This is a genomic window from Chryseosolibacter indicum (genome assembly GCF_018598585.1).
GTDB classification, from domain to species: domain Bacteria; phylum Bacteroidota; class Bacteroidia; order Cytophagales; family Cyclobacteriaceae; genus Chryseosolibacter; species Chryseosolibacter indicus.
The window spans coordinates 57,607-81,144 of the sequence record NZ_JAHESD010000008.1 but is presented as its reverse complement, the minus strand read 5'-3'; the positions used below and the strand labels follow the sequence as shown (position 1 = coordinate 81,144).

23 protein-coding genes and 1 pseudogene are annotated in these 23,538 nt (G+C 40.8%); 19 read left to right on the top strand and 5 right to left on the bottom strand.

Going from position 1 to position 23,538, the window contains the following annotated elements; genetic code table 11:
* Positions 1 to 226 precede the first annotated feature (226 nt).
* Positions 227 to 709: a low molecular weight protein-tyrosine-phosphatase gene (locus KK060_RS05710; RefSeq protein ID WP_254152733.1), complete on the top strand. Its 483-nt coding sequence runs from the start codon at positions 227 to 229 to the stop codon at positions 707 to 709.
* Here the strand turns inward: KK060_RS05710 and KK060_RS05705 are convergent.
* The gene (locus tag KK060_RS05705; protein ID WP_254152732.1) at positions 706 to 1,293 is read right to left on the bottom strand and encodes a DUF4202 domain-containing protein; all 588 of its coding nucleotides are present in this window, start codon (positions 1,291 to 1,293) and stop codon (positions 706 to 708) included. The genes KK060_RS05710 and KK060_RS05705 overlap by 4 nt on opposite strands.
* Before the next feature lie 252 nt (positions 1,294 to 1,545).
* On the opposite strand from KK060_RS05705, the gene KK060_RS05700 reads away from it, so the two are divergent.
* From KK060_RS05700 to KK060_RS05665, 9 genes and pseudogenes are all read left to right on the top strand, one after another.
* Positions 1,546 to 2,322, top strand: a complete 777-nt coding sequence (locus KK060_RS05700; RefSeq protein WP_254152731.1) for a LiaF transmembrane domain-containing protein — start codon at positions 1,546 to 1,548, stop codon at positions 2,320 to 2,322.
* A 38-nt stretch (positions 2,323 to 2,360) separates the two neighbouring features.
* Positions 2,361 to 2,708 (top strand): DUF4288 domain-containing protein, encoded by a 348-nt coding sequence (locus KK060_RS05695; protein WP_254152730.1) that lies wholly within the window; start codon positions 2,361 to 2,363, stop codon positions 2,706 to 2,708.
* 1 nt (position 2,709) lies between these two features.
* Positions 2,710 to 3,735, top strand: coding sequence for a sensor histidine kinase (locus tag KK060_RS05690; RefSeq protein WP_254152729.1), 1,026 nt, complete (start codon positions 2,710 to 2,712; stop codon positions 3,733 to 3,735).
* The gene (locus tag KK060_RS05685) at positions 3,735 to 4,472 is read left to right on the top strand and encodes a LytR/AlgR family response regulator transcription factor (RefSeq protein ID WP_254152728.1); all 738 of its coding nucleotides are present in this window, start codon (positions 3,735 to 3,737) and stop codon (positions 4,470 to 4,472) included. The genes KK060_RS05690 and KK060_RS05685 overlap by 1 nt, the downstream gene beginning before the upstream one ends.
* A gap of 49 nt (positions 4,473 to 4,521) precedes the next feature.
* Positions 4,522 to 5,781 (top strand): annotated as a pseudogene (locus KK060_RS05680) (TCR/Tet family MFS transporter).
* Between the two features lie 14 nt (positions 5,782 to 5,795).
* Positions 5,796 to 6,368, top strand: a complete 573-nt coding sequence (locus KK060_RS05675; protein WP_254152727.1) for a Crp/Fnr family transcriptional regulator — start codon at positions 5,796 to 5,798, stop codon at positions 6,366 to 6,368.
* 114 nt (positions 6,369 to 6,482) lie between these two features.
* Positions 6,483 to 6,644 carry a Cif family virulence factor gene (locus tag KK060_RS05670; RefSeq protein WP_254152726.1) on the top strand — a complete coding sequence of 54 codons (162 nt, stop codon included), beginning with the start codon at positions 6,483 to 6,485 and terminating at the stop codon, positions 6,642 to 6,644.
* 12 nt (positions 6,645 to 6,656) lie between these two features.
* Entirely contained in the window at positions 6,657 to 6,836 is a 180-nt protein-coding gene (locus tag KK060_RS25155; protein WP_367397466.1) for a hypothetical protein, read from the top strand.
* A 12-nt stretch (positions 6,837 to 6,848) separates the two neighbouring features.
* Positions 6,849 to 7,325, top strand: coding sequence for a DoxX family protein (locus KK060_RS05665; protein WP_254152725.1), 477 nt, complete (start codon positions 6,849 to 6,851; stop codon positions 7,323 to 7,325).
* A gap of 64 nt (positions 7,326 to 7,389) precedes the next feature.
* Here KK060_RS05665 and KK060_RS05660 read toward each other — a convergent pair whose 3' ends face one another.
* From KK060_RS05660 to KK060_RS05650, 3 genes are all read right to left on the bottom strand, one after another.
* On the bottom strand, positions 7,390 to 9,327 hold the full coding sequence (locus KK060_RS05660; RefSeq protein ID WP_254152724.1) for a S9 family peptidase: 1,938 nt from the start codon (positions 9,325 to 9,327) through the stop codon (positions 7,390 to 7,392).
* 136 nt (positions 9,328 to 9,463) lie between these two features.
* Entirely contained in the window at positions 9,464 to 11,854 is a 2,391-nt protein-coding gene (locus KK060_RS05655; RefSeq protein WP_254152723.1) for an ABC transporter permease, read from the bottom strand.
* A gap of 397 nt (positions 11,855 to 12,251) precedes the next feature.
* Positions 12,252 to 13,133 carry a DNA-3-methyladenine glycosylase family protein gene (locus KK060_RS05650; RefSeq protein WP_254152722.1) on the bottom strand — a complete coding sequence of 294 codons (882 nt, stop codon included), beginning with the start codon at positions 13,131 to 13,133 and terminating at the stop codon, positions 12,252 to 12,254.
* 111 nt (positions 13,134 to 13,244) lie between these two features.
* Here KK060_RS05650 and KK060_RS05645 point away from each other — a divergent pair, with 111 nt between their 5' ends.
* The 5 genes from KK060_RS05645 to KK060_RS05625 all read left to right on the top strand — a co-directional run bounded on the left by KK060_RS05645 (position 13,245) and on the right by KK060_RS05625 (position 18,364).
* Positions 13,245 to 13,943 carry a 2OG-Fe(II) oxygenase gene (locus KK060_RS05645; RefSeq protein WP_254152721.1) on the top strand — a complete coding sequence of 233 codons (699 nt, stop codon included), beginning with the start codon at positions 13,245 to 13,247 and terminating at the stop codon, positions 13,941 to 13,943.
* Positions 13,909 to 14,157 (top strand): Ada metal-binding domain-containing protein, encoded by a 249-nt coding sequence (locus KK060_RS25000; protein WP_367397465.1) that lies wholly within the window; start codon positions 13,909 to 13,911, stop codon positions 14,155 to 14,157. Before KK060_RS05645 ends, KK060_RS25000 begins: the two co-directional genes overlap by 35 nt.
* Before the next feature lie 116 nt (positions 14,158 to 14,273).
* Complete coding sequence (locus tag KK060_RS05635; RefSeq protein ID WP_254152720.1) at positions 14,274 to 15,134, top strand: methylated-DNA--[protein]-cysteine S-methyltransferase; 861 nt, start codon at positions 14,274 to 14,276, stop codon at positions 15,132 to 15,134.
* Positions 15,135 to 15,401: 267 nt separating this feature from the next.
* A complete protein-coding gene (locus tag KK060_RS05630; protein ID WP_254152719.1) occupies positions 15,402 to 15,734 on the top strand; it encodes a PadR family transcriptional regulator in 333 nt (110 codons plus the stop codon).
* Positions 15,734 to 18,364, top strand: coding sequence for an ABC transporter permease (locus KK060_RS05625; RefSeq protein WP_254152718.1), 2,631 nt, complete (start codon positions 15,734 to 15,736; stop codon positions 18,362 to 18,364). The genes KK060_RS05630 and KK060_RS05625 overlap by 1 nt, the downstream gene beginning before the upstream one ends.
* Before the next feature lie 71 nt (positions 18,365 to 18,435).
* On the opposite strand, the gene KK060_RS05620 is transcribed toward KK060_RS05625, so the two are convergent.
* Positions 18,436 to 18,789 (bottom strand): hypothetical protein, encoded by a 354-nt coding sequence (locus KK060_RS05620; RefSeq protein ID WP_254152717.1) that lies wholly within the window; start codon positions 18,787 to 18,789, stop codon positions 18,436 to 18,438.
* Positions 18,790 to 19,329: 540 nt separating this feature from the next.
* Between KK060_RS05620 and KK060_RS05615 the strand changes: the two genes are divergently transcribed.
* The 4 genes from KK060_RS05615 (at position 19,330) to KK060_RS05600 (ending at position 23,467) form a co-directional block, all read left to right on the top strand.
* Positions 19,330 to 20,172, top strand: a complete 843-nt coding sequence (locus KK060_RS05615) for a prephenate dehydratase (protein ID WP_254152716.1) — start codon at positions 19,330 to 19,332, stop codon at positions 20,170 to 20,172.
* A 97-nt stretch (positions 20,173 to 20,269) separates the two neighbouring features.
* The gene (locus tag KK060_RS05610; RefSeq protein WP_254152715.1) at positions 20,270 to 21,466 is read left to right on the top strand and encodes a pyridoxal phosphate-dependent aminotransferase; all 1,197 of its coding nucleotides are present in this window, start codon (positions 20,270 to 20,272) and stop codon (positions 21,464 to 21,466) included.
* Between the two features lies 1 nt (position 21,467).
* Complete coding sequence (locus KK060_RS05605) at positions 21,468 to 22,352, top strand: prephenate dehydrogenase (protein ID WP_254152714.1); 885 nt, start codon at positions 21,468 to 21,470, stop codon at positions 22,350 to 22,352.
* Between the two features lie 11 nt (positions 22,353 to 22,363).
* Entirely contained in the window at positions 22,364 to 23,467 is a 1,104-nt protein-coding gene (locus tag KK060_RS05600) for a chorismate mutase (protein ID WP_254152713.1), read from the top strand.
* The last annotated feature ends 71 nt before the right edge of the window (positions 23,468 to 23,538 follow it).

The window sequence follows — 23,538 nt, the reverse complement described above, 5'->3', positions numbered from 1 at the left end:
TTTGGATGTTTATAAAGTGCTGGATCAGATATCCTGGCAGGACTGATAGTGCGTGATTAAAAAAAGAAGGGCCCTCTTAGGCGGTGAGATGGGCCCTTCTAAACCATATGGTTTAGTGTCCTATGTCTATAAATAGGTTTCGTGTAAGATAAGTAACCATTTTCTATCATATATTTTAACTTTCTTTGCGGTTTATTTAAAGCCATAATTGACGCTTCAGCCAAACATGAAGGAAATACACGTTTTATTCGTATGCCTGGGTAACATATGCAGATCACCTCTTGCGGAGGCGATTTTTAAAAATAAGATCAAACAAAAAGGATTAGAACAACATATATTCTCTGATTCCTGCGGCACTTCAAATTATCACATTGGCGATTCTCCTGATCCAAGAACCATCGCAAACGCAACTAAAAACAGCATTATTATAGAACATTGCGGCCGGCAGCTTTGTGAAGCAGACCTGGAAAAGTTTGATCTGATACTCGCCATGGACAGCAGCAACTTTCAAAATATTTTAAGACTCCCTAACAGCAAAAATCTTCAACATAAGGTTAAGATGATGCGGGACTTTGACCCTTTTGGGGAAGGAGACGTACCTGACCCATACTTTGGTGGTGAAACAGGTTTCCAGGAAGTTTTTGATATTCTTGACAGATCAATGGAAAACCTGATAAACCATTTGCAAGGGCAATACAGTAAAAACTAATTTAACGCCCGGGCAACTAACTGACTTATCTTCGGCGACATGCTTATTGTTGTTGCCACATTCAAGGCATTAGAAGACATTTTTTTTATTGTCTTCTTTAGGATGTCAACCACTTTATCATCCTCATGTTGCTGCGCGAAGTCAGCTAGATAAAACTCTATAAACACTAGACAAACTACATCTTCAAGAAGCTGAGTTTCGGGATGATGTTGATGAAGCTCTTTCTTCTGCAAAAGAAACTTCACCTTTTCAATCATCTCTTCATCATAGCCACAGGTAGCAAGAATAGTAGAGGCGATACGCGCATGGTGAAGGGCCAACCTGCTACGCCACTGCAAATATCCTTTTCTGTCCATTGGAAAAGAATTACGGGGAATCTCCCACCTTCCGATATGCTGACAACGTGCTGCCAGCTGAACATGTTCGTTTGCATCAGGTGCGTAGGCATTAAGCCTTTCCGTCATTCTTACACCATATAAATATTCTTTGGGATACGACTTGCCGTTTACAACCTCCTGGTGCGGGTCGTTTGAATTATAAGCATCAAACGACTCAAAAGCACGCTGTAGTTTAGAAGAAACCATCCCTTAATATAATACAAACCCTAAAAACATTAAACATGTAAACCTTAACTTCTATTTCCTGAACACAGAACAGCGAACATCGAATTTTTAACAACCCATAACTCAGAACATAAAACTAATTAACATTTAACCTTTAACCGAAGTTGTTTTCACCGCCCCCAATCCTTCATTCACCTACTTTGTTCCTTTACCTGCCTAACTACCATGGCTGTGATTAGAAGCTACGCGTACATTTGAATAAAAATAGCAATTATGGAAGCACAGTATAACACATCATCAGGTCCAACAGAAAACAGAGGCTTTGGTGAATCTAGAGGAGCACGTTCGGGACGCATTTTTAGTGGTTTGTTAATAATAACGGCTGGCGTTCTTCTGCTCGCAAGAAAGATGGATATCGGTATACCACACTGGATGTTGTCATGGGAAATGCTTCTGATCCTATTAGGATTTTATGTTGGTGTTCGCCATTCTTTCAGAGGGCCAGTATGGATTGTCCTGATTCTTATTGGATCCCTCTTCATGCTTGATGATATTGATCCCAGTATTCATATTAAAGAATACATTTGGCCTATTGTGATTATTGGTATCGGGCTCGCAGTTATGTTCCGCTCAAGAAGACCACGATCAGCAGAAGGATGGAAGAACTGGGAAGGTGCTGTTGTTGATTCAGGCATACAATCAGACAATGATGTTATTGATTCTGTCGTAATTTTTGGCGGCGTAAAAAAGAACATAATCTCTAAAACGTTTAAAGGAGGAGAAATTACAACAATATTTGGCGGCACTGATTTGAACCTAACTCAAGCTGATGTCCAGGGAAAAATTGTGCTGGATATCACGCAGGTATTTGGAGGCGCAAAACTTATAGTACCTGCACATTGGAAAATACAATCGGACGATCTTGTAAACATCTTTGGTGGTCTTGATGATAAACGCCCTGTGATGCCAGAACCTAACACTGACCACAATAAGGTACTAGTTATCAAGGGCACTTGTATCTTCGGTGGCATTGATATCAAAAGTTTTTAATAATGCCTCTTTTAATAATCTTTATTCAGGCACTGATTATGAATTGGTACATTGCAAAAATCGTATTTAACATTTCAGCAGAAAACACAACGCATAAACCGCAGTTTGATGAACAACTCAGGCTTATTGCAGCTGAAAGCAGAGAAGAAGCTTTTTATAAAGCACGGACATTGGGACTGAGAGAAGAAGATACATTTTTAAATGATAACCATAACAAAGTGAAGTGGGAGTTTATTAACGTAACAGAAATCGTTCCTGTGAAAAACCTTGAAGATGGTATTGAACTTTATTCTCAGATCTATGAAACCGACGAAGCCAAAGCTTACATACATAATGCACATCAAAAAGCTATTTTTATTAGAATGAGTGAGAAGCCAGTATTCTAACATGATCAAAAATCTTTCATACAGAACAACTGTTATTGCTAATGTCTCATGGATAGCAGGATGGACTGTTATCCAGGCACTCATACTTTACATAGTAGTAGGACTTAATTTATATCTGTCGGTTACGGATGCCCTTGTAAACAACATCTTACTCGCAATGGCCGGATACGCCATGTTTCAAGGTTTAAAGTATTATCATCCCGGCCTTACCTACCAGTTAATAGCAGCAACAGTGCTTACTGCTTTCGCGGTGTTGTTATTTCAGCTCGCCACCACTCAGATCTTTCCTGATAATGAAGACTACCTGAATTTTGTAAACAACTGGATTATCATAAGGGGGATTATAAACTGGCTAATGCTTGCTGTGGTTACTGTTCTTAGCTGGTTATGGTTTAATATAAAAGAACAAAAAGAGTCAGAGCTACGAAAACTCACTACTGAGAAACTTGCCCGCGAAGCGGAGCTGGCGAGCCTACGCCAAAAATTACAACCACATTTTCTTTTCAATAGTTTAAACTCAATTAATGCGCTTATCGGCTCACGGCCAGAGGAAGCCCGAAAGATGGTACAACAGCTCTCTGATTTTTTCAGAAGTACATTAAAGAAAGATGACCAACAGCTTGTTCCCTTCTCTGAAGAACTTCAACATCTTGAATTATATCTTGATATTGAAAAAGTACGTTTTGGTCATCGCCTTAAAACACATATTGAACATGATGATGACGCATTGGGCTTAGTACTTCCTGCGTTGTTATTGCAACCTGTTGTAGAAAACGCAATTAAGTTTGGGCTATACGACACCACGGGCGAGATAATAATAAGAATCAAAGCACGCACCGAAAACAACTTTCTTGTTGTGACGGTCGAAAATCCTTATGACCCCGAAACCTCCAAGCCAAAGCAAGGTACAGGCTTTGGCCTAAATGCCATACAACGCAGGCTATACCTACTATATGCAAGACAAGACCTACTAACCACTATGCAGGACGAAGTTACATTTTCAACACAAATAAGAATACCTCAATAATGATCAAAACTATTCTCATTGATGATGAACCGCTTGCACGAAGCGTAATAGCAGAGTACTTACAAACATATCCTGAGCTTGAAATAATTCAGGAATGTAACGATGGTTTTGAAGGTGTAAAAGCAATAACACAACACAAGCCCGATCTTATCTTCCTGGATATACAAATGCCAAAAATCAATGGATTTGAAATGCTTGAGCTTATTGAACAACCTCCGGCTGTAATCTTTACGACAGCGTATGACGAGTACGCACTCAAGGCTTTTGAAGCACATGCCATAGACTACCTGTTAAAACCTTTCGGCAAAGAGCGATTCGACAAAGCCGTTCAAAAATGGCTTATTAAGTATAAACAAACAGAAGTAAAATTAACCCCACCACTTCCCGAGCAAATCAGGCAACCAGAAGAGAGCAATAGAATTGTTGTGAAGGAAGGAGGCAACATCAGGATAATTCCTGTACAGGACATTCAATATCTTGAAGCCTATGACGACTACGTAAAGATCTACACAACAAAGGAAATGTTTCTGAAAAAGAAAACCATGAGCTTCTACGAAAACACTCTTGACGACAAAGAATTTATACGTGTTCACCGATCGTACTTAATACAACTTAGCCATTTAACAAGAGTCGAACCGCTGGAAAAAGACACACACGTAGCACTGTTAAAAAGCGGAGCGCGCATCCCGCTGAGCAAAACCGGGTACGCCAAATTAAAAACAGTGTTAGGACTTTAGTCTCAAATAAAAAGAATTAGTTATTTTCACACCCCCTAAAAGTATCCTTATGGCTAATAAACAACCAGCACTAGTCTTCATTTTTATTACGCTTCTCATTGATGTTATTGGACTTGGCATTATTATCCCGGTACTACCTCAACTGATCCAGGAATTAACTGGTGGAACGCTTAGTGAAGCCTCTCAATATGGAGGATGGATGTTGTTTGCTTATTCTGCAATGCAGTTCTTATGTGCTCCTATAATGGGAGGACTAAGTGATCGCTTTGGAAGAAGACCGGTCTTGCTTGCTTCTCTTTTTGGATTTGGGTTAGATTATATCCTGATGGCTTTCGCTCCTACCATAGCCTAGTTATTCCTGGGGCGTCTCATTGCCGGCATGATGGGTGCCAGTTTCACAACAGCTTCAGCATACATTGCAGACATAAGTACACCTGAGAAAAGAGCACAGAACTTTGGATTAATAGGTGCAGCCTTTGGATTAGGGTTTATTGTAGGACCACTCATTGGTGGACTGTTAGGACCTTATGGTGCACGTGTTCCTTTTATTGTTGCTGCTGCATTAACATTACTTAACTGGCTCTATGGATTCTTTATCTTACCTGAGTCTTTATCAAAAGATCATAGAAGAAAATTTGAATGGAAGAGAGCGAACCCTATTGGATCATTAATGAATCTAAAAAGGTATCCTGTTATTACGGGGCTCGTTGCCTCACTTGTGCTCGTCTACATTGCTGCACATGCCGTACAAACCAATTGGCCTTACTATACAATAGAAAAATTCCACTGGGATAGCAAAATGATCGGAATTTCATTAACTGTAGTAGGATTTGTATTTGCGGTGGTGCAGGGTGGCTTAATCCGTTTTATCATCCCCAAGTTAGGTCAGGAAAAAAGCGTATACGTAGGGTTAGGATTAAGTGCTGCTGGCTTTGTTTGTTATGCGCTAGCAACTGAAAGCTGGATGATGTTTGCCTTTACCATCGTATATTGTCTCGGTGCTATTGCTGGCCCGGCATTGCAAGGTATTATATCAACGGTAGTGCCGCCCAATGAACAAGGCGAATTACAAGGTGCTTTGACAAGTCTCATGAGCATTACCTCTGTTGTTGGTCCTCCGTTAATGACAACCACATTCGCATACTTTATTGAAAAGGATGCACCCATTTACTTACCTGGAGCTCCCATGTTACTTGGCGCCGTGTTGACGATTGTTGCTACCATTATGGCGCGTAATACATTGAAGAAGAATCTTAAAAATGCCATTCCTTCACAACCTGTTGTCAACACTGAAGTAATGTCACACTAAGTATCCAACATATCATGGTTTTCGATTTTTTCTTTAAAAGCATATCCAGGCACATAAAGCTTACGGATGAAGAAATTGAATTAACCAAACCCGTACTCAGGCATAAGAAGTTGAGAAAAAGACAATACCTTTTACAGGCCGGCGATGTTTGTAAAGTAGAAACATTTGTTATAAAAGGATGTCTTCGTGCTTATACCGTTGATGATAAAGGTCATGAGCACATTGCCATGTTTGCCATTGAAGGATGGTGGATCTCTGACTTCTACAGTTTGCTAACCGGCAGCGAAGCCTCACAGAATATTGATGCGCTGGAGGATAGCGAGGTATTTTGTATTGAGAAAACAGACCTTGAAAACCTCTACCTCCAGGTACCCAAGTTTGAACGTCTCTTCAGAATCCTCCTGCAAAATGCCTTTGTTGCCCATCAGCAACGCATCCTAGCAGGGATAAGCCAGACCGCTGAAGAACGTTACAAATCCTTTATAGGAAAATATCCAACTATCGAGCAACGTGTACCTCAACACCAGATTGCTTCCTACCTCGGAATAACCCCTGAAACCATCAGCAGGATCAGAAAACTGCGTTAAAAACGCGAGCCATTTTTACTTTATTGATCTACATCAAGATCATTTCCTGCGCTACATCAATGCCGCAGCGGTATAGTCATGTCAACTTTGCTGTACAAAAACAAACACAAAGTTATGACTACACTAAAACAAAAACTCGAAGAACTAAATGATCTGGTTCTTCGTGGCAACGCACTCGAAGCTTTTGAAAAGTTTTACCATCCTGATGTTGTGATGCAGGAAAATGAAAACGCACCTACCATAGGCAAAGAAGCCAACCGTGCACGTGAGATTTAATTCTTCTCGGCAATTACAGAATTCAGAAATGCGGAAGTAAAAGGTATTGCCACAGGCGATAACTTTTCAACAGTTATCTGGCACTATGACTACACGCATAAAGAATGGGGCACCAGGAAATATACGCAGGCGTCTGTTCAACATTGGAAAGACGGCCTCATCATCAAAGAACAATTCTTCTACGGAAACTAAAAATTTACAACAATGACAACGAATCAAAATACATTCAAGAATATTTCATTACTAATTATGAGGCTAGCACTGGGCATCGTAATCTTTCCGCATGGCGCTCAAAAGCTTCTCGGGTGGTTTGGAGGATATGGCTTTGACGGCACCATGAATTACTTTACCTCTTCTGTGGGTATACCTTATATAATCGGGTTACTGGTTATTATCGGCGAAAGCTTTGGGGCCATTGCCATTATACTTGGACTATTCGGAAGATTTTCTGCTGCAAGTCTTTTCATCATCATACTCGGGGCACTTTATTTTGATCATGCACAGCACGGTTTCTTCATGAACTGGTTTGGCAACCAGAAAGGCGAAGGTTATGAGTTTGATCTCTTAACATTCGGATTAAGCATACCCCTGCTATTACAAGGCAGTGGAGCTTATTCTCTGGATGCTGTACTTGAACGAGTATTAAAGAGAAGAGAGCGCTCAGATCTTGCATCGGTGTAGTATGCAAAACGCCTGGTATGCATTTATACATCCAGGCGTTAACAATTATAAAACTTAACAAAAATTAATTAAGGAGAAATTGCTTTACAAAGGCTATGGTAGCGTAAAACTGGAAGTCGGCATTGTTCTTCTTCCTGAAACCATGACCTTCATCTTTTGCCATTAGAAACCATACAGTTCCACCATTTTGTTTTATTTTATCTTTCATCTGTATCGATTCTGTGTAAGGTACACGAGGGTCATTTCCGCCCTGTACAATAAATAAAGGTTTCTTTATTTTATCCGTGTGGTTAAGCGGTGCAATCTTCTCAAAGAACTCAGCCATCTTCGGATCGCGCTCATCGCCATATTCAACTCTTCTCAAATCTCTTCTATAGGCTTCTGTGTTCTTCATAAACGTGTTGAAGTTTGAAATCCCAACAACATCAAGCGAACACCGTATTTTATCGCTATACAAATAAGCAACAGCCAACGTCATGTACCCGCCATAGCTTCCGCCGGTAATCATAATTCTGTCTTTATCAAGATCGGGTTGTTGTGCTATCCAATCTATTAAGGCACCAATGTCTTTTACTGACTCTTCGCGCTTCACACCATTATCAAGGTCTACAAAAGTTTTACCATAACCGGTAGAACCTCTCACGTTAGGATAAATAATAGAGACGCCAAGCTCATTGAGGAAGTAATTAGATCGACCTTGAAATACAGGTAATGATTGGCCTTCCGGGCCACCGTGAATATTAATAACGACAGGTCGTTTTCCTGTAAACTTAGATGAAGCCTTATACAGAAAGCCAGAGATGTTTTTTCCATCGAACGTTTTCCATGTGATTAATTTTGGCTCCTGTAGTGTAGATATATCCATTCCGCCAAGCTCACTTTCCGTCCAGCGTGTCAAAGCTTTTGTATCCGTGTTGTATTCATAGACATCTGACGACGAGTTGTATGTTACATACGTAATCCCTACTGATTTCGAATCTCCAGACCAGCTAACACCTCCCATTACTCCAGTTGGCAAATTAGCTATGGCACTGTATTGATTATTAGCTGTTGACAGTATGTATAATTTGGAGACACCATTTTCATTGGTAATAAAAGCCAATTGCTTGCCGTCCTTCGATAATTCAGCATCCTCTACATCCCAGGGTATATTGGTAATATAATTGATCTTTTTATTCGCCAGTTCATAATAAGCAAGTCTGTTAAACTCATTGTCTTTATTGGTGATCAGGTAAAGGCCCTTACCATCTTCAGTTAGCGCTATACCAGAAAATGAAGATCGCTCATCTTTCTCAGGCAATAACCTGGTTTTATTTCCCGTAGCTAAATCAAGCATATACAACCGTGACTCATTAACAGAAATACCTTCGCTGATCAGAAGCTTGCTATCATCTACAGACCAATCAACAACACCCCATCCGCCACCAGTATTTTGAGCTACCAGCTTTTTAGAGGCAGAATCAAGCGGATTCATAACAAAGATATCCCTGTCTTTTCCGTTTCGTTGTGTAGATCCGTATGCAATCCGGTCGCCTTTTTCGCTCCACCTGATTCCTCCATTTTGGCTGCGTTTTCCATTGGTCAATAGCGTGATCTTCTTATTCGAAAAGTCGTAGCGATAGATCTGCGAGAACTCATTACCACCAATATCTTTAAGAAAAAGAAAGTAAGAACCTGCTACAGGGTCGAACGTTGCTGAACCAACAGGCTCATCAAAAAAGGTAAGCTGCTTCCTGTCACCACCAGGAAACGCCACATGGTGTATCTGATTACTGTTTCCAAAACGTGTACCGATGAGCATTTCCTTTTTTAAAGGATGCCATTCTACAAGCGATGCACCACGTGACTCTGTGTAACTTTTAACATCACTCACAAGCGTAACAGGCAATGCAGGTATTCCTTCGGTAACAAGATTGTCAGGAACGGGTATGTTTTGTTGAGCAAGAGACGGCATTGCTAGCAGAGAAACCAGTATGCCTCTAATAATCTTTTTCGGTATCATGTCTTTTCAGGTTAATAATTGAAGTAAGGTATGCATTACGGATAAAATTGTAAAATTGATCTTAACCTAACAGCATACTTCCTACTTATCTCGTAACGATAAAAAAGAACTTGCTTTACCTATAATTTAATATAATCTATTCAGATCGCAACGAATGCACCGGATTTCCCATTGATGCCCTGATTGTTTGAAAGCTTACGGTAATAATGGTGATGATCAAGGCACATGCCGCGGAAAGTATGATAACCCATACAGATACACTTACCCGATATGTGAATTGTTGCAACCATTCGTCCAGGTATAACCACGCAACAGGTATTCCGATCACACATGCTATCAAAACAGTTTGCACAAATTCAACAGACAACATTGTCCATAAGTTACCAACCGATGCGCCCAGAATCTTGCGAATACCAATCTCCTTTCTTCGTTGTTCGGCAACAAAAGAGGCCATTCCAAACAAGCCCATACAACTGATGAATATGGCCAGCACTGCAAAGGTACTGGCAAGCTTTCCAACACGTTCTTCACTGGCAAACTTGCGGGCATATTCCTCATCCACAAACTTATAGTCGAACATGGCTGATGGGATAACAGCCTGAAACACCTTCTCTATTTTTGATAACGCTTCACTCATGCTCATCGCGGGATTGACCCGTATTGTAATCATGTAAGCTTCTTCATAGCTTAGTTTGTAAGCGGTAGGTTTTACAGGGTCATATGGAGAAGTCATTACCATATCTTTGATGACACCAATTACCTTACGTTTTTTTCCATCCCAAACGATCTCCTCATCGAGCGGGTTTTCAAAGTTCATAAGTCGTGCTGCTGTTTCATTCAGCACAACTGCAGTTGAATCCGTGGAGTGTTCTCGGGAAAAGTCGCGGCCTTGCACAAATTTCCAACCAATGGTTTTTCCAAAATCGTGTGTCACAGCCATGGTTACAAAGTCTGCCTGAACATTCGGATCTTTTCCGCGCCAGGCAAGCGAACTGGAATTAAACCATACTTCAGTTGCAGGATTAGATGACTCCGCCATACCTTCAACAGCTGATGACCGCATGAGCTCATTTCGCAATGTCTCAGAGTTGTTATTGCTAAAGAATTCGTCGAGCGTCTTTCGCACCATAATAAGTCCATCACGCGTATAGCCAACGGGGCGGTTCTTGGCATACTGAACCTGTTGCCAAATGACAACCGTTCCTATAATCAATGCAATGGAAACTGTAAATTGAACGATAACCAGAACCTTGCGTGGAGTGGCTGAAAACCTACTTGTTCTGAATGTACCTTTCAACACCTTCACCGGTTGAAATGATGAGAGATATAACGCAGGATAACTTCCTGAAATGAAACTGGTGAACAAAATAAATATCAAACTGGCTCCCCAGAAGTACAGATTATCCCACGGCCATGTCATCCGTTTATCAGTAAGCTCATTAAATACAGGCAATAGGGCTGTAACCAACGTAAGTGCTATGCAATAAGCACACACTACTACAGCGAATGACTCGGAAAGGAATTGCTGGATAAGCTGCGATCGCATGGAGCCGATCGACTTTCGTATGCCCACCTCTTTGGCGCGTTTCTCCGACTGCGCTGTGCTCAGGTTCATGAAGTTGATACACGCCAGGAACAAAACAAACGCACCAATAATACCAAACAACCACACAAACTGAATTCTGCCACCAATAGATTTTCCATCTTTAAATACCGAATACAGGTGCCATCTCGACATGGGCTCGAGAAACAGCTCGGGCTTCTCTGCCCCGGCTTGCTCTTCCGAAATATTTTTCTTCTTCAGATCGCCGATGGCTTGATTGACTTCATCAAGCGATAAGCCAGGCTTCAGCTCTACAAATGTTGAAACCGTTTTGCTCCAATTGTGAGTATCTGCTTCCAGCCACGCATTGCGTGCTACCCACATGTCCCAGCTTGCCAGGAATTGTATATCATGAAAGCGGGAATTGTAAGGCATTTGTTCAAAGACGCCAGTCACTTTCACATCAATATTATTATCAATTCTGATAGTCTGATTCAAAGGATTCTTGTCACCAAACAAAGCTTTTGCAGCAGGCTCTGAAAGAACGATGGACGACTGATCCTGTAAACTTGCCAGCGAACCCAGTTTGATGTTGTAACTAAACATTTCCAGCGCTGCAGGCTCTATGAATGTTCCGTTCTGCATGAGTTTCTTTTCACCTACTTGCAACAAGTGATTGTTCTCCCACCACGCCGTAACTACATGCTTAAAATAGTTGCCGTAAGTAGTTTTCAACTCCTGATGCGTAGGCATAGGACACTCAGCACGTGTCGTAACCTGATCGTTTACTGTCTGATTCATATAGACCTGAGCAATCCGATCGTAGTTCTTATGATTTTTATTGAACGACAACTCGTCGAACATCCACATCCCGATAAGGATGACAACGGCCATTCCGATGGCTAGGCCTGCTATATTAATAGAAGCATATCCGCGATTGCGCTGTAGGTTACGAATGGCCACCCGGAGAAAGTTGATAAGCATAGGAGTCTATTTATTTTATCACCCCCCAATCCAACAAGTATGCCACGTACTTGCACGCCAGATAGAGCGCATTACACGTTATCTAAAAGTACTGATGTCCAATGCCGGACCAGGACGACCGCCTTCGGTCAGGATTCATCAAATTGTCGGATAGAAGCAGGTACCAACCGCCATCAGAGTACCTTCGGTTCGGATTTCATGGTGAAATAGGGCAAAAACAGGGAAAATAGGGTGTTTTATCGGTAAAAAGGCGGTTTTTCCCTATGTTATCCGAACCAAGACCCTATCACCACCCTATCACCATGGTTCTCAATTTAGAGGCACTCCCGTACCTACAAGCAATCTTAAGGAGGGCGAGCAGTTTAAGATGCAAGAATCCAGTCATCGGAATCGAGCATCAAAGGCTTTTCCATAGATACAGCGTAGCATACGCCTCCCAGCCCTTGTATTTCTTGAATATCTTCTTCACCTCGTCGAGGGTTGGTTTGCGGTCCATCTTCTTGAGATTTTTGATGGCGTTATGGATGCCCGCATCTTCCAGGGGGAAGGCATCAGGATAGCGAAAGGTTTTCATTAAGGCATAGTTGGCGGTCCAGTTGCCGACACCTTTGATCTTTATTAGCTGTTCTTTGGCTTCCACCAACGGAAGCCCTGCCAGCTTTTCTTTGGAGATTTCGCCGGATGCAAAAGCTTCGGCAATGGTAATGGTATACTTACTTTTTTGTCGTGAGAACTGAAGGGGTAACAGTACGTCATCATTAAGTGTGGTTACCAGCTTGGCTGTTGGAAAGAGATAGAACGATTCATTATTCCAGAATAAGCGTTCGCCAAACTTCTCAACAAATCTTGCTTTCAGCGTGTAGGCAAATTGTAAGTTAATCTGCTGACCCAATACAGCCCATACAAGCGATTCGAAAAGATCGGGCTGGCCCATAATTCTGTAACCATAAAATTTATCGACAAGTGGTTGGAGTAATTTATCTTTTGCTGCCAATGCATAAAACGGTTTTAAGTCCGTCTCCAGGTCAAACCATTCCTGAACATAGGCTCTGATCCAATCTTTCGCTGATGATGTTGGCTCGCCATTAAGAAATTCAACAATCAATGTCTTCCCGCTACAGCGGATTCTGCAAAGCATTTTTTCATCATTAAACTTTAACGCTTTAAGTACCGTGTCGTTCTCAACCTGATGCAGCAGTTCGCGAGGCGAGCGCTTCAGAAACTCCAGGTTAAGATTAAAATCAAATTCTTCCGGCAGTGACAGTTGCATTTTCGACATACAGCAAAGTAGCTGGTTTCTTTAGGTAAATACAAATACAGACTAAAGGTTAGCAAGATTCGGGTTGAGAAACGCGTTAGCCACTTCCATCTTTACTTAAAAATTATAGCGATGACAAACCTGGAATTACTTGATTGGAAATTGCTTTATCAGGATTTGAATGAACATGGTTTTGCAAAAATAAAAAACGCGCTCTCAAAAGAAGATTGTGGTAGTCTTATTGAGGGTTATCACGCAACGGCTCGCTACCGCAATACCATTGTAATGGAACGCTATCGTTTTGGTAAGGGAGAATATAAATATTTCAGTTATCCGCTTCCTGCGCTTATTCAACAACTGCGAAACGAACTCTATACTCCCCTTGCAACGCTGGCTAATGCATGGATGCAGCATTTACAAATCGACAATCAATACCCGTTGGATCATGATACTTTTATAAAGAGCTGTCATGCGGTAAATCAATTGCGACCAACACCTTTGATCTTAACCTATGAGGCAGGCGGGTACAATACATTACATCAGGATCTGTACGGAGTGTTGTATTTTCCTTTTCAGATACTCTTTGTTCTTAACCAGGAAGGAAAGGATTATGAAGGCGGCGAGTTTGTGATGACAGAACAAATACCGAGAGCGCAGTCGAGGGCGCATGTATTGAAATTAGATGCGGGAGATGCGCTGATCTTCACAACAAATTTCCGTCCTGCAAAGGGCAGCAAAGGATACTACCGCGCAAACATGAAACACGGTGTGAGTACCGTAACATCCGGAAGGCGTTATGCCCTTGGAATTATTTTTCATGATGCCCAATAACATGTACCTCCATCAACATCTTACCGAGAAAGAAGTATGGCGATTGATACGATCGGGTAAAATTGCCATAGCCGGCAACATCAAGTTGAAAATATATGGCAAGCTCAACTGTTCATCGGGTAAGCGAATGAAAAAGCAAAACCGAATCTTTTTCACCTCTGTTGAAGAAGCATTGCAGCAAGGATTCAGGGCGTGTAAAAGATGTTCCCCGTAAGGGAAGAATCACAAGAAACGGGTTTCACTTCAATAACACGTACCACATCTTTACAAGACCAAGAATCAAGAAACCAGCATCGAGAATCGAGTATTCAGAATCTAAATTATCTTTGTATGCCATTGACATCTGAACAGCACCATATCAATTACCTACGCATAGAGCAGGCGATAAAATACCTTGAAGCGAATTTTATGAGCCAGCCTGACCTTGATGAGGTAGCAGAGAAAGTACACCTGAGTCCTTTTCACTTTCAGCGCATCTTCACCGAATGGGCCGGCATCAGTCCCAAGCGGTTTCTTCAATACCTTACCGTTGATTACCTGAAAGATAAACTTCTGGCATCTAAAAACATTTTGGAAGCAGCTGAATCAGCAGGGCTTTCCAGCCAATCGCGCGTGTTCGACCTGTTTACCACCCTTGAAGCTGTAACACCACATGAATATAAACTTCATGGTTCCGGTATTCAAATCGAGTATGGCTTTCATCCTACCCCATTTGGTATTTGTCTTATTGGTGTTACCGAAAGAGGAATATGCTGGATGTCGTTTTTATTATCGGACGAAGATCAGCGTACATCATTGGAAGAGATGAAAGCATATTGGCATAACTCTGTCTTCCATCAGAACCAGCAACTTACACAAGAGTTTATCAACCAGATATTTCTTCAGGCCAACACCACCAAGAAACTTCATGTATTTGTAAAGGGTACCAACTTCCAGGTAAAAGTCTGGGAGGCATTACTCCGCATTCCATCAGGCCACATAACAACGTATAAAGACATTGCACAGCTTATTGAAAAACCAAAAGCGATGCAGGCCGTGGGCTCAGCCGTTGGCTCTAACCACATTGCCTACCTCATCCCCTGCCACCGCGTGATACGCAAGGATGGCATCCTCGGTGAATACCGGTGGGCATCAGCACGCAAGAAGAGCATGATAGGCTGGGAAATGGCGAAGGGGGAAAGTCGGTTCTGAGTTCGGGGTTCAGGGTTAGGTTGTTACAGGTTTCAGGTTTTTAACCTTTTAACAACGTGTAACCTGAAACCTCAAAACTTGCAACAACTCAGTTCGATTGTTTAAAGCTAAAGGCTTAAGGTTGTTCCCAGCATCAAGTTTCCAGATTCAAGAATCCGGTATCAAGAATCCAGCATCCAATTCCCAGCATCCACAATATTACATACAAATATAGAATTAATATCAACCATTTTACATACATTTACGTAATTAATAAAAAGAACACGTATGAAAGGTTCAAACCTGGGTGAGTTTGAAGAACTTGTATTGCTTACGGTAGCCGCACTTGTTAATGATGCTTATAGCGTAGGCATCTGCGATGAATTGACAAAGTACACAGGCCGCGAAGTGAAGTTGGGTGTAGTTCATGCTGTATTGAACAGACTTGAAGATAAAGGACTTGTGAAAAGTTCACTCGGCGAAGCTACCAATGTAAGGGGAGGCAAAAGAAAAAGATACTACACAGTTACCAATGCGGGCAAGGCATCGCTTCTAAAAGCAAAAGAAGTGCGTGATCAACTTTGGAGTCTTATTCCTGATTTCGGTTTTAAAGCCATCTGATGAAAAAGCAAAAAGACCCTCATCCTCCCCGTTGGGCACAGCGCTTGTTGGCCTGGTATTGCAAACCAGAACTGCTTGAAGACCTGGAAGGCGACTTGAATGAATATTTCAGAAGGAATCTAAAAAACAAGAGTATCGCACGTGCCAGGATCATTTATGTTATTGATGTCTTAAAATTCTTCAGACTATATACTATCCGCAAACCCGAGTTCATCAACCTTTTAATTCATTTCATCATGCTAGTTAGCTACATCAAAACATCAGGACGAAATATCGTTCGTAACAAGTTGTTCTCAAGTATCAACATCGTTGGTTTATCCATAAGTATGTCGGTGGGTCTTATTATGATTAGCATGTTGTGGGATCTGTTTTCGTATGACCGTTTTCACGAGAACCACGATCGCATTTACAGGATTATTTCAAAATATCAATTCCTCGACCATAAAGACAATAGCTTTATGGCAACAACATCGTTGAAAGCTGCAAAGGCAATTAAAGAAGAATTTTCCGGAATAGAAGACGTGGCCATATTTGGCTGGGCATTTAACGGTGATGTTTCTTATAATGATAAGACTATTCCTTTATCAGGCTTTTGGGCAAATGAAGCCGTATTTAAAGTATTCTCTTTTGAATTGCTTCAGGGTAATCCTGCAACAGCACTGAAGCAACCCTTTGCCATAGTTCTTACCGAAAAATCGGCAAAGAAGATGTTTGGTGATGTTGATGCGCTGGGCAAAACCATCAACCTCAAAGACAAGCAATACACCATTACCGGCATTGTAAAAGATGTTCCTACTTTTTCCCACATCAAGTTTGATATGCTGACCTCGCTTAGCACACGTGAAGTACTGGAAAAAAACAACAAGCATGAGATGGCCTGGAATAACATATGGAGTACATGGGCATACGTATTAATGCCACCGCGTGCCGACCTAAACACTTTTCAACAAGAGTTAAATAAACTAAGTGAACGGGAAGACAAAACTATAAAGCATACACATATCCAACTGGCACTGCAGCCCTTAACCAACATTATGGCTGGCGAAAACCTGAATAACCAGATTGGAACAACAATAGGGAGTACCGTGGTATGGATATTAGGCAGCCTTTCGTTTATCGTTATATTATCAGCGTGTTTTAATTATACCAATCTTTCGATTGCAAGGTCGTTGCGCAGATCCAGAGAAGTAGGAATAAGAAAATCAATTGGAGCACTGAAGAGTCATGTTGTATCTCAATTTATTGTCGAATCCGTATTCATTTCTTTGTTGGCATTGCTCGTTGCATTCGGACTATTTTTAGTTATCAGACCTCATTTTATCAGTCTCGAATCATCACTGCAAATGCTGAAGTTACAACTTACTCCTGCATTGGTGCTTCTTTTCATTTTATTTGCGATAATGGTGGGCGTTTTGGCTGGGTTGTTCCCTGCATTGTTCTTCTCGCGCATAAATGCCGTGCAGGTATTAAAGAATTTAGGATCTGTGCCTGTATTGAAAGGACTAACCCTTCGTAAAGTACTTATTGTATTTCAATACAGTCTTTCCATCATAGCTATTACTGCTACCCTTATCATTTACAAACAGTACAAACACTTTATTTCATTTGATCTTGGCTTTTCAACAGCCAACATCCTTAACATTTCGCTTAAGGACAATAAAGCAGAATTGCTGATAAAGGAGCTTTCAGAACTACCGGAAGTAAAAGGCATTTCTCAATCATTGCTTGTTACCAGTGTTGGTAATTATTGGGGTGTTCACATGAAAAACCCAAATAATCCAACAGACTCTGCTGGTGTATACTATAACAGTGTTGATGAAAACTACCTGCCTCTTCATAATCATGAATTAATAGCAGGAAATAATTTTACCGCGAACACGCAGGACTCAATAGAAACCGAAGTAATCGTAAACCAACATGTATTAAAGCGATTTAATATTGCAGAACAAAATCCTGCAAAAGCAATTGGCGAGGTAGTAAAAGTTGACGGAAAAGATTTACGCATCATTGGTGTAATAAAGAATTTTGAATATGGCAAGGTTAATAATAACTCAGGCAAGGAAGTTATTATACGCTACCTGAAAGAAAAGCCACGTCATTTGAATGTAAAGATATTATCAGCTGATTGGCCCGCAACGTATGCCGAGCTGGAAGCCATCTGGAAGAAAATAGATCCTGTACATCCCTTCGAAGCAAAGTTTTATGATGATCAAATTGAAGAGGCATTCAATGGATTAAAAGCTGCAATGAAATTAGGAGGTTTTCTCGCTGTGCTGGTAATTTGTATTGCTTCAGTGGGTTTACTTGGAATGGTAATTTTTACAACAGAAACACGCCTGAAAGAAATCAGTATCCGTAAGGTGATGGGTGCAAGCGAAAGAGGACTACTTTATTTACTTAGCAAGAGTTTTTTAACATTGCTACTCATTGCAGCGTCTATCGCTCTTCCGCTAATCTACTTCTTCTTTCAACAAGTATTATTTCCAGAAATTGCCAATCATGCTCCACTAAATCTCAGCGAGCTTTTCGTTGGTGTTATAGCAGTACTCTTACTTGCCCTTGTCATAATTGGAACTCAAACATTTAAAGTAGCGAGAACGAATCCTGCTGAAATATTAAAATCTGAATAGTTATAATTATAAAAGCCGGAGTAGTAGTTGCACTCCGGCTTCCTCAATCTTTCTAAATTAAATATTTCGTTTTAATATTCATCCTTCTTTCTCCTCGCAGACGTATGATCTGTTATGGGATTTCCCTTTTTATCAAATCGAAAAACTCGCTCTTCATTACCATCACCAACATAAACTATATATATTTTCTTGCGCTTCTCATAATAAAAATCAGCTTCCTCCCATCCTTCATACTGTTCACTTTCACTTAACGTTCTCCTTACATCTACTGGAATCTCCTCAGGCTCAACAGCTACAACGCCTTTCTTACTATGATTCAATTTCCCTTTGTTGTTCTTAAGCAAAGTATCATCCTGAGCAATACTTTCGGTGAACGTTATTATTACTATAAATAATGACGTTATTATTAATGATGCTATTCTCATACAATGATTCTTTAGGATACCCATAATAAGTACATGCCAGCTGTAATAAATTCCTTTATCAAAAGGATGAACAAAAGTTTAATTCGTTAGAAGGACTGACTAATATATTATTAATAGCGACCAGCCAGACAAATGACCAGACTATATCCGGAAATCGCATCCTCGTTTCCGACCTTTTAAATCGAATGCGCCCTACCCGAGCCGGTCTTGGCGCGTAAAAGCTGCAGGGGAACCAGGTAATACCTTAGCCTTATGATGTTTCATAAGCCTGGCTCTAATCTTTAAGTTATTCGGCTAACACACATTAGTTACACACCTAAACTGTAAAAAAGTTTACAAAGTTTATTATCACTTCTTGCAAGTGACAACAAAATCACTTTATCTTTATATCATCAAGACTACGAGAAATGAATCTTAACAACACTTTTTACTTTTATTACTACTTTTTTGGAGCCCAGACGGGACTTTAAGAGTAGCGTGTTGTTAAAAAATAACAAATAAACTCAGAGAAGTCCCGGCAAAACCGGGACTTTTTGTTTTATGGCAAAGAAGAAAAAAACAAAAGTTGCAATTCAAGGTATAGCTACAAGTTTTCACGAGATAGCTGCGCTTACGTATTTTAATGAAGCTATTGAAACAGTAGAATGCCTCTCCTTTCATGATCTCTGCGAGAGCCTGAAGAATGGCACTTCTGATTTTGCAGTGATGGCTATTGAGAATTCTATAGCAGGAAGTATTCTTCCAAACTACTTCTTATTACAGAGTTATCACTTTAATATTATTGGAGAGCTCTATTTACCCATACACATGCACCTGCTAGCGTTGCCTGATGTAAAGCTGGCGGATATTAAGACCATCGAATCTCACCCAATGGCTATACGGCAATGCACTGAGTTTATTCATACACTGAATGGCGTTGAGGTTCGCGAAAGTGATGACACCGCCTTATCAGCAAAACGTGTAAAAGAACTAAAGCTAAAGAACACTGCGGCTATTGCCAATGAATTTGCAGCGAAGAAATATGGATTACAAATTCTTGAGAAGAGGATTGAAACAAACAAAAAGAACTTTACAAGGTTCTTAGTTCTTTCAAAAAAGAGCAATGGAAAGATTGAAAGCAATAAAGCTTCACTAAGCTTTGAAGTAGCCAACGAAGTAGGAAGCCTGGCTGATGCATTAATGACTTTCAAGAACAACAATATTAACCTAAGTAAAATACAATCAATACCTATTATAGGTAAGCCCAGCGAGTACTCCATTCATATTGATGTAGAATGGAAACGAAGAAAGAACTACGATGAAGCGATGCGCGAGGTGCTAAGACAAGTAAAAAACCTGAATGTGTTAGGAGAATACAAGAAAGCAAAAATTGAATACAGATAAAAACAATAGGCAGTAAGCAGAAGCAGAAGGCAATAAATAGCAACACCAAATGCCGATACTAATGACCATTGACTAATGCCTAATGACAGTGACTACTATGATACAGACAGCCAATAGAATTGCCAGCGTAGAGGAATATTACTTCAGCAGAAAGCTTGCCGAAGTAAGGGGCCTTGACACGCCAGAGTTACGAGTGATAAATCTTGGTATAGGAAGTCCGGATCAGGCTCCCTCATCAAATGCTATTGAAGCGTTGATAACCTCTGCCAAAAATCCTGCAAATCATGGTTATCAGAACTACAAGGGTATTCCTGCATTAAGAAAAGGCATTGCTGATCTTTATAAAAATATTTACGACACCCAACTTGATCCTGAGTCTATGATCTTACCCCTCATGGGATCGAAAGAAGGGATTATGCACATCTGCATGGCTTTTGTTAATGAAGGAGAAGAAGTATTGATTCCTAATCCAGGATATCCTACTTATTCATCAGTGGCAAACCTCGTTGGCGCAAAGCTTCGTACCTACGACTTGAAAGAAGAATTGAACTGGGGTGTTGATATAGAAGCGTTAAAGAAAAGTGACTTATCTAAAGTGAAGCTTATGTGGGTGAACTTCCCCCATATGCCTACTGGCAGAACGGCTTCAAGGGCTGAATTGAAAGAACTGGTAGACCTTGCAAGAAAGCACCAGTTCCTCATTGTTAATGATAATCCTTATAGCATGATTCTTAACGATGTGCCTATGAGTATACTCTCCATTGAGGGAGCTGAGGATATTGCACTTGAATTAAACTCTCTTTCTAAATCACACAATATGGCAGGCTGGCGAATAGGATGGATTGCGGGTAAGAAAGAATATATCGATGCGGTTTTGAAGGTTAAAAGCAACATGGATTCCGGAATGTTTTTAGGTCTTCAGCACGCAGCTGTTGAAGCTTTGAAAAATGGAAAAGAATGGTTCACATCATTGAACAAGATGTATGCTAATAGAAAGAAAGCAGCAAAACAACTTTTGGATCTTCTAGGGTGTTCATACGCCGAAAACCAATCGGGTTTGTTTGTATGGGCAAAAGCTCCCGACACCATTAAAGACATCGAGAAGTGGATTGACGAAATCCTCTACGGCACAAAAGTCTTCATCACACCCGGATTCATCTTTGGGGAGGCAGGCAGAAGATATATCCGTATCTCCCTATGCTGTACGGTAGAAATGCTGCAGGAAGCTTTGGACAGAATTCAAAAGTTTACTGCCAGCAAACAATTAAATCAATCCAAAACAGTTACCGCTTAACATGAAAACAACAGTAATTGGAGTTGGATTAATTGGAGGTTGTATAGCTATTGATTTGCGTAAATCGGGCCTTGCAACAAAACTTGTGGGCGTAGACCAAAATCCAGCTCATGCAACTAAAGCGGTTGAATTAGGATTAGTAGATGAAACTACTACGCTAGAAGAAGCTATAGCTGATGCTGACATCATTATCACGGCAATTCCTGTAAACGCGATACGTTCTGTTATTATAAAAGTCCTTGAACGCATTAAACCCAGAGCAGTAGTTATCGACACAGGATCAACGAAATCACAAATCTGCAAAGCTATAGAAGGCAATGCCAAACGTAAACAGTTTGTTGCTGCGCATCCTATTGCAGGCACAGAAAATTCGGGACCAGAGGCAGCCTTTAGTGGTTTATTTACACAAAAGACAAATATTATCTGCGAACAGGAGAAGTCATCAGCAGAAGCCCTTGAGGTAGCAAACCGTGTTTTTGAAGTATTGGGTATGAGAACCATTTTTATGGATCCTGTTGAACATGACAAACATGTAGCTTACGTATCACATTTATCTCACGTAAGTGCTTTCCTTCTCGGACAAACCGTTCTTGATATCGAGAAGGACGAAAAGAATATTTTCAACCTGGCAGGCAGTGGTTTTGCGTCAACGGTTCGCTTGGCAAAGAGTTCTCCTGAAATGTGGGCTCCTATATTCGAACAGAATGCAGAATATCTTAGCCAGGCATTATTGGAATACATCATGCATTTACAGAAGTTTCAATACTACCTGATGAAACGCGACGTAAAAGAACTGCATCGCATCATGACAGATGCAAACAGAATCAGAAAAGTACTTGAAGGCATTGAACATAAACAACAACAAAATCAATTAGTAGCAAAATAAAACCAATCCATATGAAGAAGGCATTGCAATTACAGTCTATCTCTACCTGGTTACCAACAGCAAGCAAACCAGTTATTATCAGCGGTCCATGCAGCGCTGAAACAGAAGATCAAATGATCGCTACAGCAAAACAAATTGCAGCAACGGGTAAAGTACACGCATTACGTGCTGGTATCTGGAAACCACGCACACGCCCTGGTCAGTATGAAGGTGCAGGTGAAGAAGGATTGAAATGGCTCATTCAGGCGAAGAAGGAAACAAAACTTCCTGTTACCACAGAAGTTGCCAATGCAGCACACGTAGAGGCATGCTTAAAGGCTGGAGTAGATATACTATGGGTTGGTGCACGTACTACAGTAAACCCTTTCTCTGTACAGGAGATTGCGGATGCGCTTAAAGGTGTGGATATTCCAGTAATGGTAAAGAACCCCGTAAACCCCGATCTTGAACTCTGGATCGGTGCGCTGGAACGTTTAAACAAAGCGGGCATCACAAAGCTTGCTGCCATTCACCGTGGGTTTTCTGCATTCGAAAAAGGACCTTTCCGCAATGCGCCCATGTGGGATATGGGAATAGAATTGAAAACAAGAATTCCGGAACTTGATATTATTTGTGACCCTAGCCACATTGCTGGTAACAGAGAATTGATTGCCTTAATATCTCAGAAGGCATTAGACCTTGATATGGTGGGATTGATGATTGAAAGTCATATCAACCCTGATGCTGCATGGAGCGATGCAAAACAACAGGTTACTCCTGCAGCACTTTCAAAAATCATTGATGGCCTTGTGGTACGCACGCCTTCTTCTGATAACAAAACCTTCAAAGATACGCTCAGCATCTTACGGGAACAGATCGACCAACTGGACGATGAGATTATGCAGAAACTTTCACAGAGGATGAAGATCTCAGAAAAAATTGGTCAGTACAAGAAAGAGAACAACGTTACTATCTTACAGGTAAACCGTTGGGAAGAAATTGTTGAGACGCGTATTAACTTAGGAAAAGCAATGGGATTAAACCCTGAATTTACTAATGAACTATTAAAGCTTATCCACCACGAATCAATCCAGGTTCAAACAAAGATAATGAACAAGGTCGAAGAGCGAGTTTAATAATTAATCAATTGCTCAAGATAAAAAGAGCCTGGCTTACTCTACCAGGCTCTTTTATTTATCTAAAGGTT

Coding starts and splice junctions, on each gene's coding strand:
- KK060_RS05710 (WP_254152733.1), top strand. CDS start 227: ATGAAGGAAATACACGTTTTATTCGTATGCCTGGGTAACATATGCAGA.
- KK060_RS05705 (WP_254152732.1), bottom strand. CDS start 1,293: ATGGTTTCTTCTAAACTACAGCGTGCTTTTGAGTCGTTTGATGCTTAT.
- KK060_RS05700 (WP_254152731.1), top strand. CDS start 1,546: ATGGAAGCACAGTATAACACATCATCAGGTCCAACAGAAAACAGAGGC.
- KK060_RS05695 (WP_254152730.1), top strand. CDS start 2,361: ATGAATTGGTACATTGCAAAAATCGTATTTAACATTTCAGCAGAAAAC.
- KK060_RS05690 (WP_254152729.1), top strand. CDS start 2,710: ATGATCAAAAATCTTTCATACAGAACAACTGTTATTGCTAATGTCTCA.
- KK060_RS05685 (WP_254152728.1), top strand. CDS start 3,735: ATGATCAAAACTATTCTCATTGATGATGAACCGCTTGCACGAAGCGTA.
- KK060_RS05675 (WP_254152727.1), top strand. CDS start 5,796: ATGGTTTTCGATTTTTTCTTTAAAAGCATATCCAGGCACATAAAGCTT.
- KK060_RS05670 (WP_254152726.1), top strand. CDS start 6,483: ATGACTACACTAAAACAAAAACTCGAAGAACTAAATGATCTGGTTCTT.
- KK060_RS05665 (WP_254152725.1), top strand. CDS start 6,849: ATGACAACGAATCAAAATACATTCAAGAATATTTCATTACTAATTATG.
- KK060_RS05660 (WP_254152724.1), bottom strand. CDS start 9,327: ATGATACCGAAAAAGATTATTAGAGGCATACTGGTTTCTCTGCTAGCA.
- KK060_RS05655 (WP_254152723.1), bottom strand. CDS start 11,854: ATGCTTATCAACTTTCTCCGGGTGGCCATTCGTAACCTACAGCGCAAT.
- KK060_RS05650 (WP_254152722.1), bottom strand. CDS start 13,133: ATGTCGAAAATGCAACTGTCACTGCCGGAAGAATTTGATTTTAATCTT.
- KK060_RS05645 (WP_254152721.1), top strand. CDS start 13,245: ATGACAAACCTGGAATTACTTGATTGGAAATTGCTTTATCAGGATTTG.
- KK060_RS25000 (WP_367397465.1), top strand. CDS start 13,909: ATGCCCTTGGAATTATTTTTCATGATGCCCAATAACATGTACCTCCAT.
- KK060_RS05635 (WP_254152720.1), top strand. CDS start 14,274: ATGCCATTGACATCTGAACAGCACCATATCAATTACCTACGCATAGAG.
- KK060_RS05630 (WP_254152719.1), top strand. CDS start 15,402: ATGAAAGGTTCAAACCTGGGTGAGTTTGAAGAACTTGTATTGCTTACG.
- KK060_RS05625 (WP_254152718.1), top strand. CDS start 15,734: ATGAAAAAGCAAAAAGACCCTCATCCTCCCCGTTGGGCACAGCGCTTG.
- KK060_RS05620 (WP_254152717.1), bottom strand. CDS start 18,789: ATGAGAATAGCATCATTAATAATAACGTCATTATTTATAGTAATAATA.
- KK060_RS05615 (WP_254152716.1), top strand. CDS start 19,330: ATGGCAAAGAAGAAAAAAACAAAAGTTGCAATTCAAGGTATAGCTACA.
- KK060_RS05610 (WP_254152715.1), top strand. CDS start 20,270: ATGATACAGACAGCCAATAGAATTGCCAGCGTAGAGGAATATTACTTC.
- KK060_RS05605 (WP_254152714.1), top strand. CDS start 21,468: ATGAAAACAACAGTAATTGGAGTTGGATTAATTGGAGGTTGTATAGCT.
- KK060_RS05600 (WP_254152713.1), top strand. CDS start 22,364: ATGAAGAAGGCATTGCAATTACAGTCTATCTCTACCTGGTTACCAACA.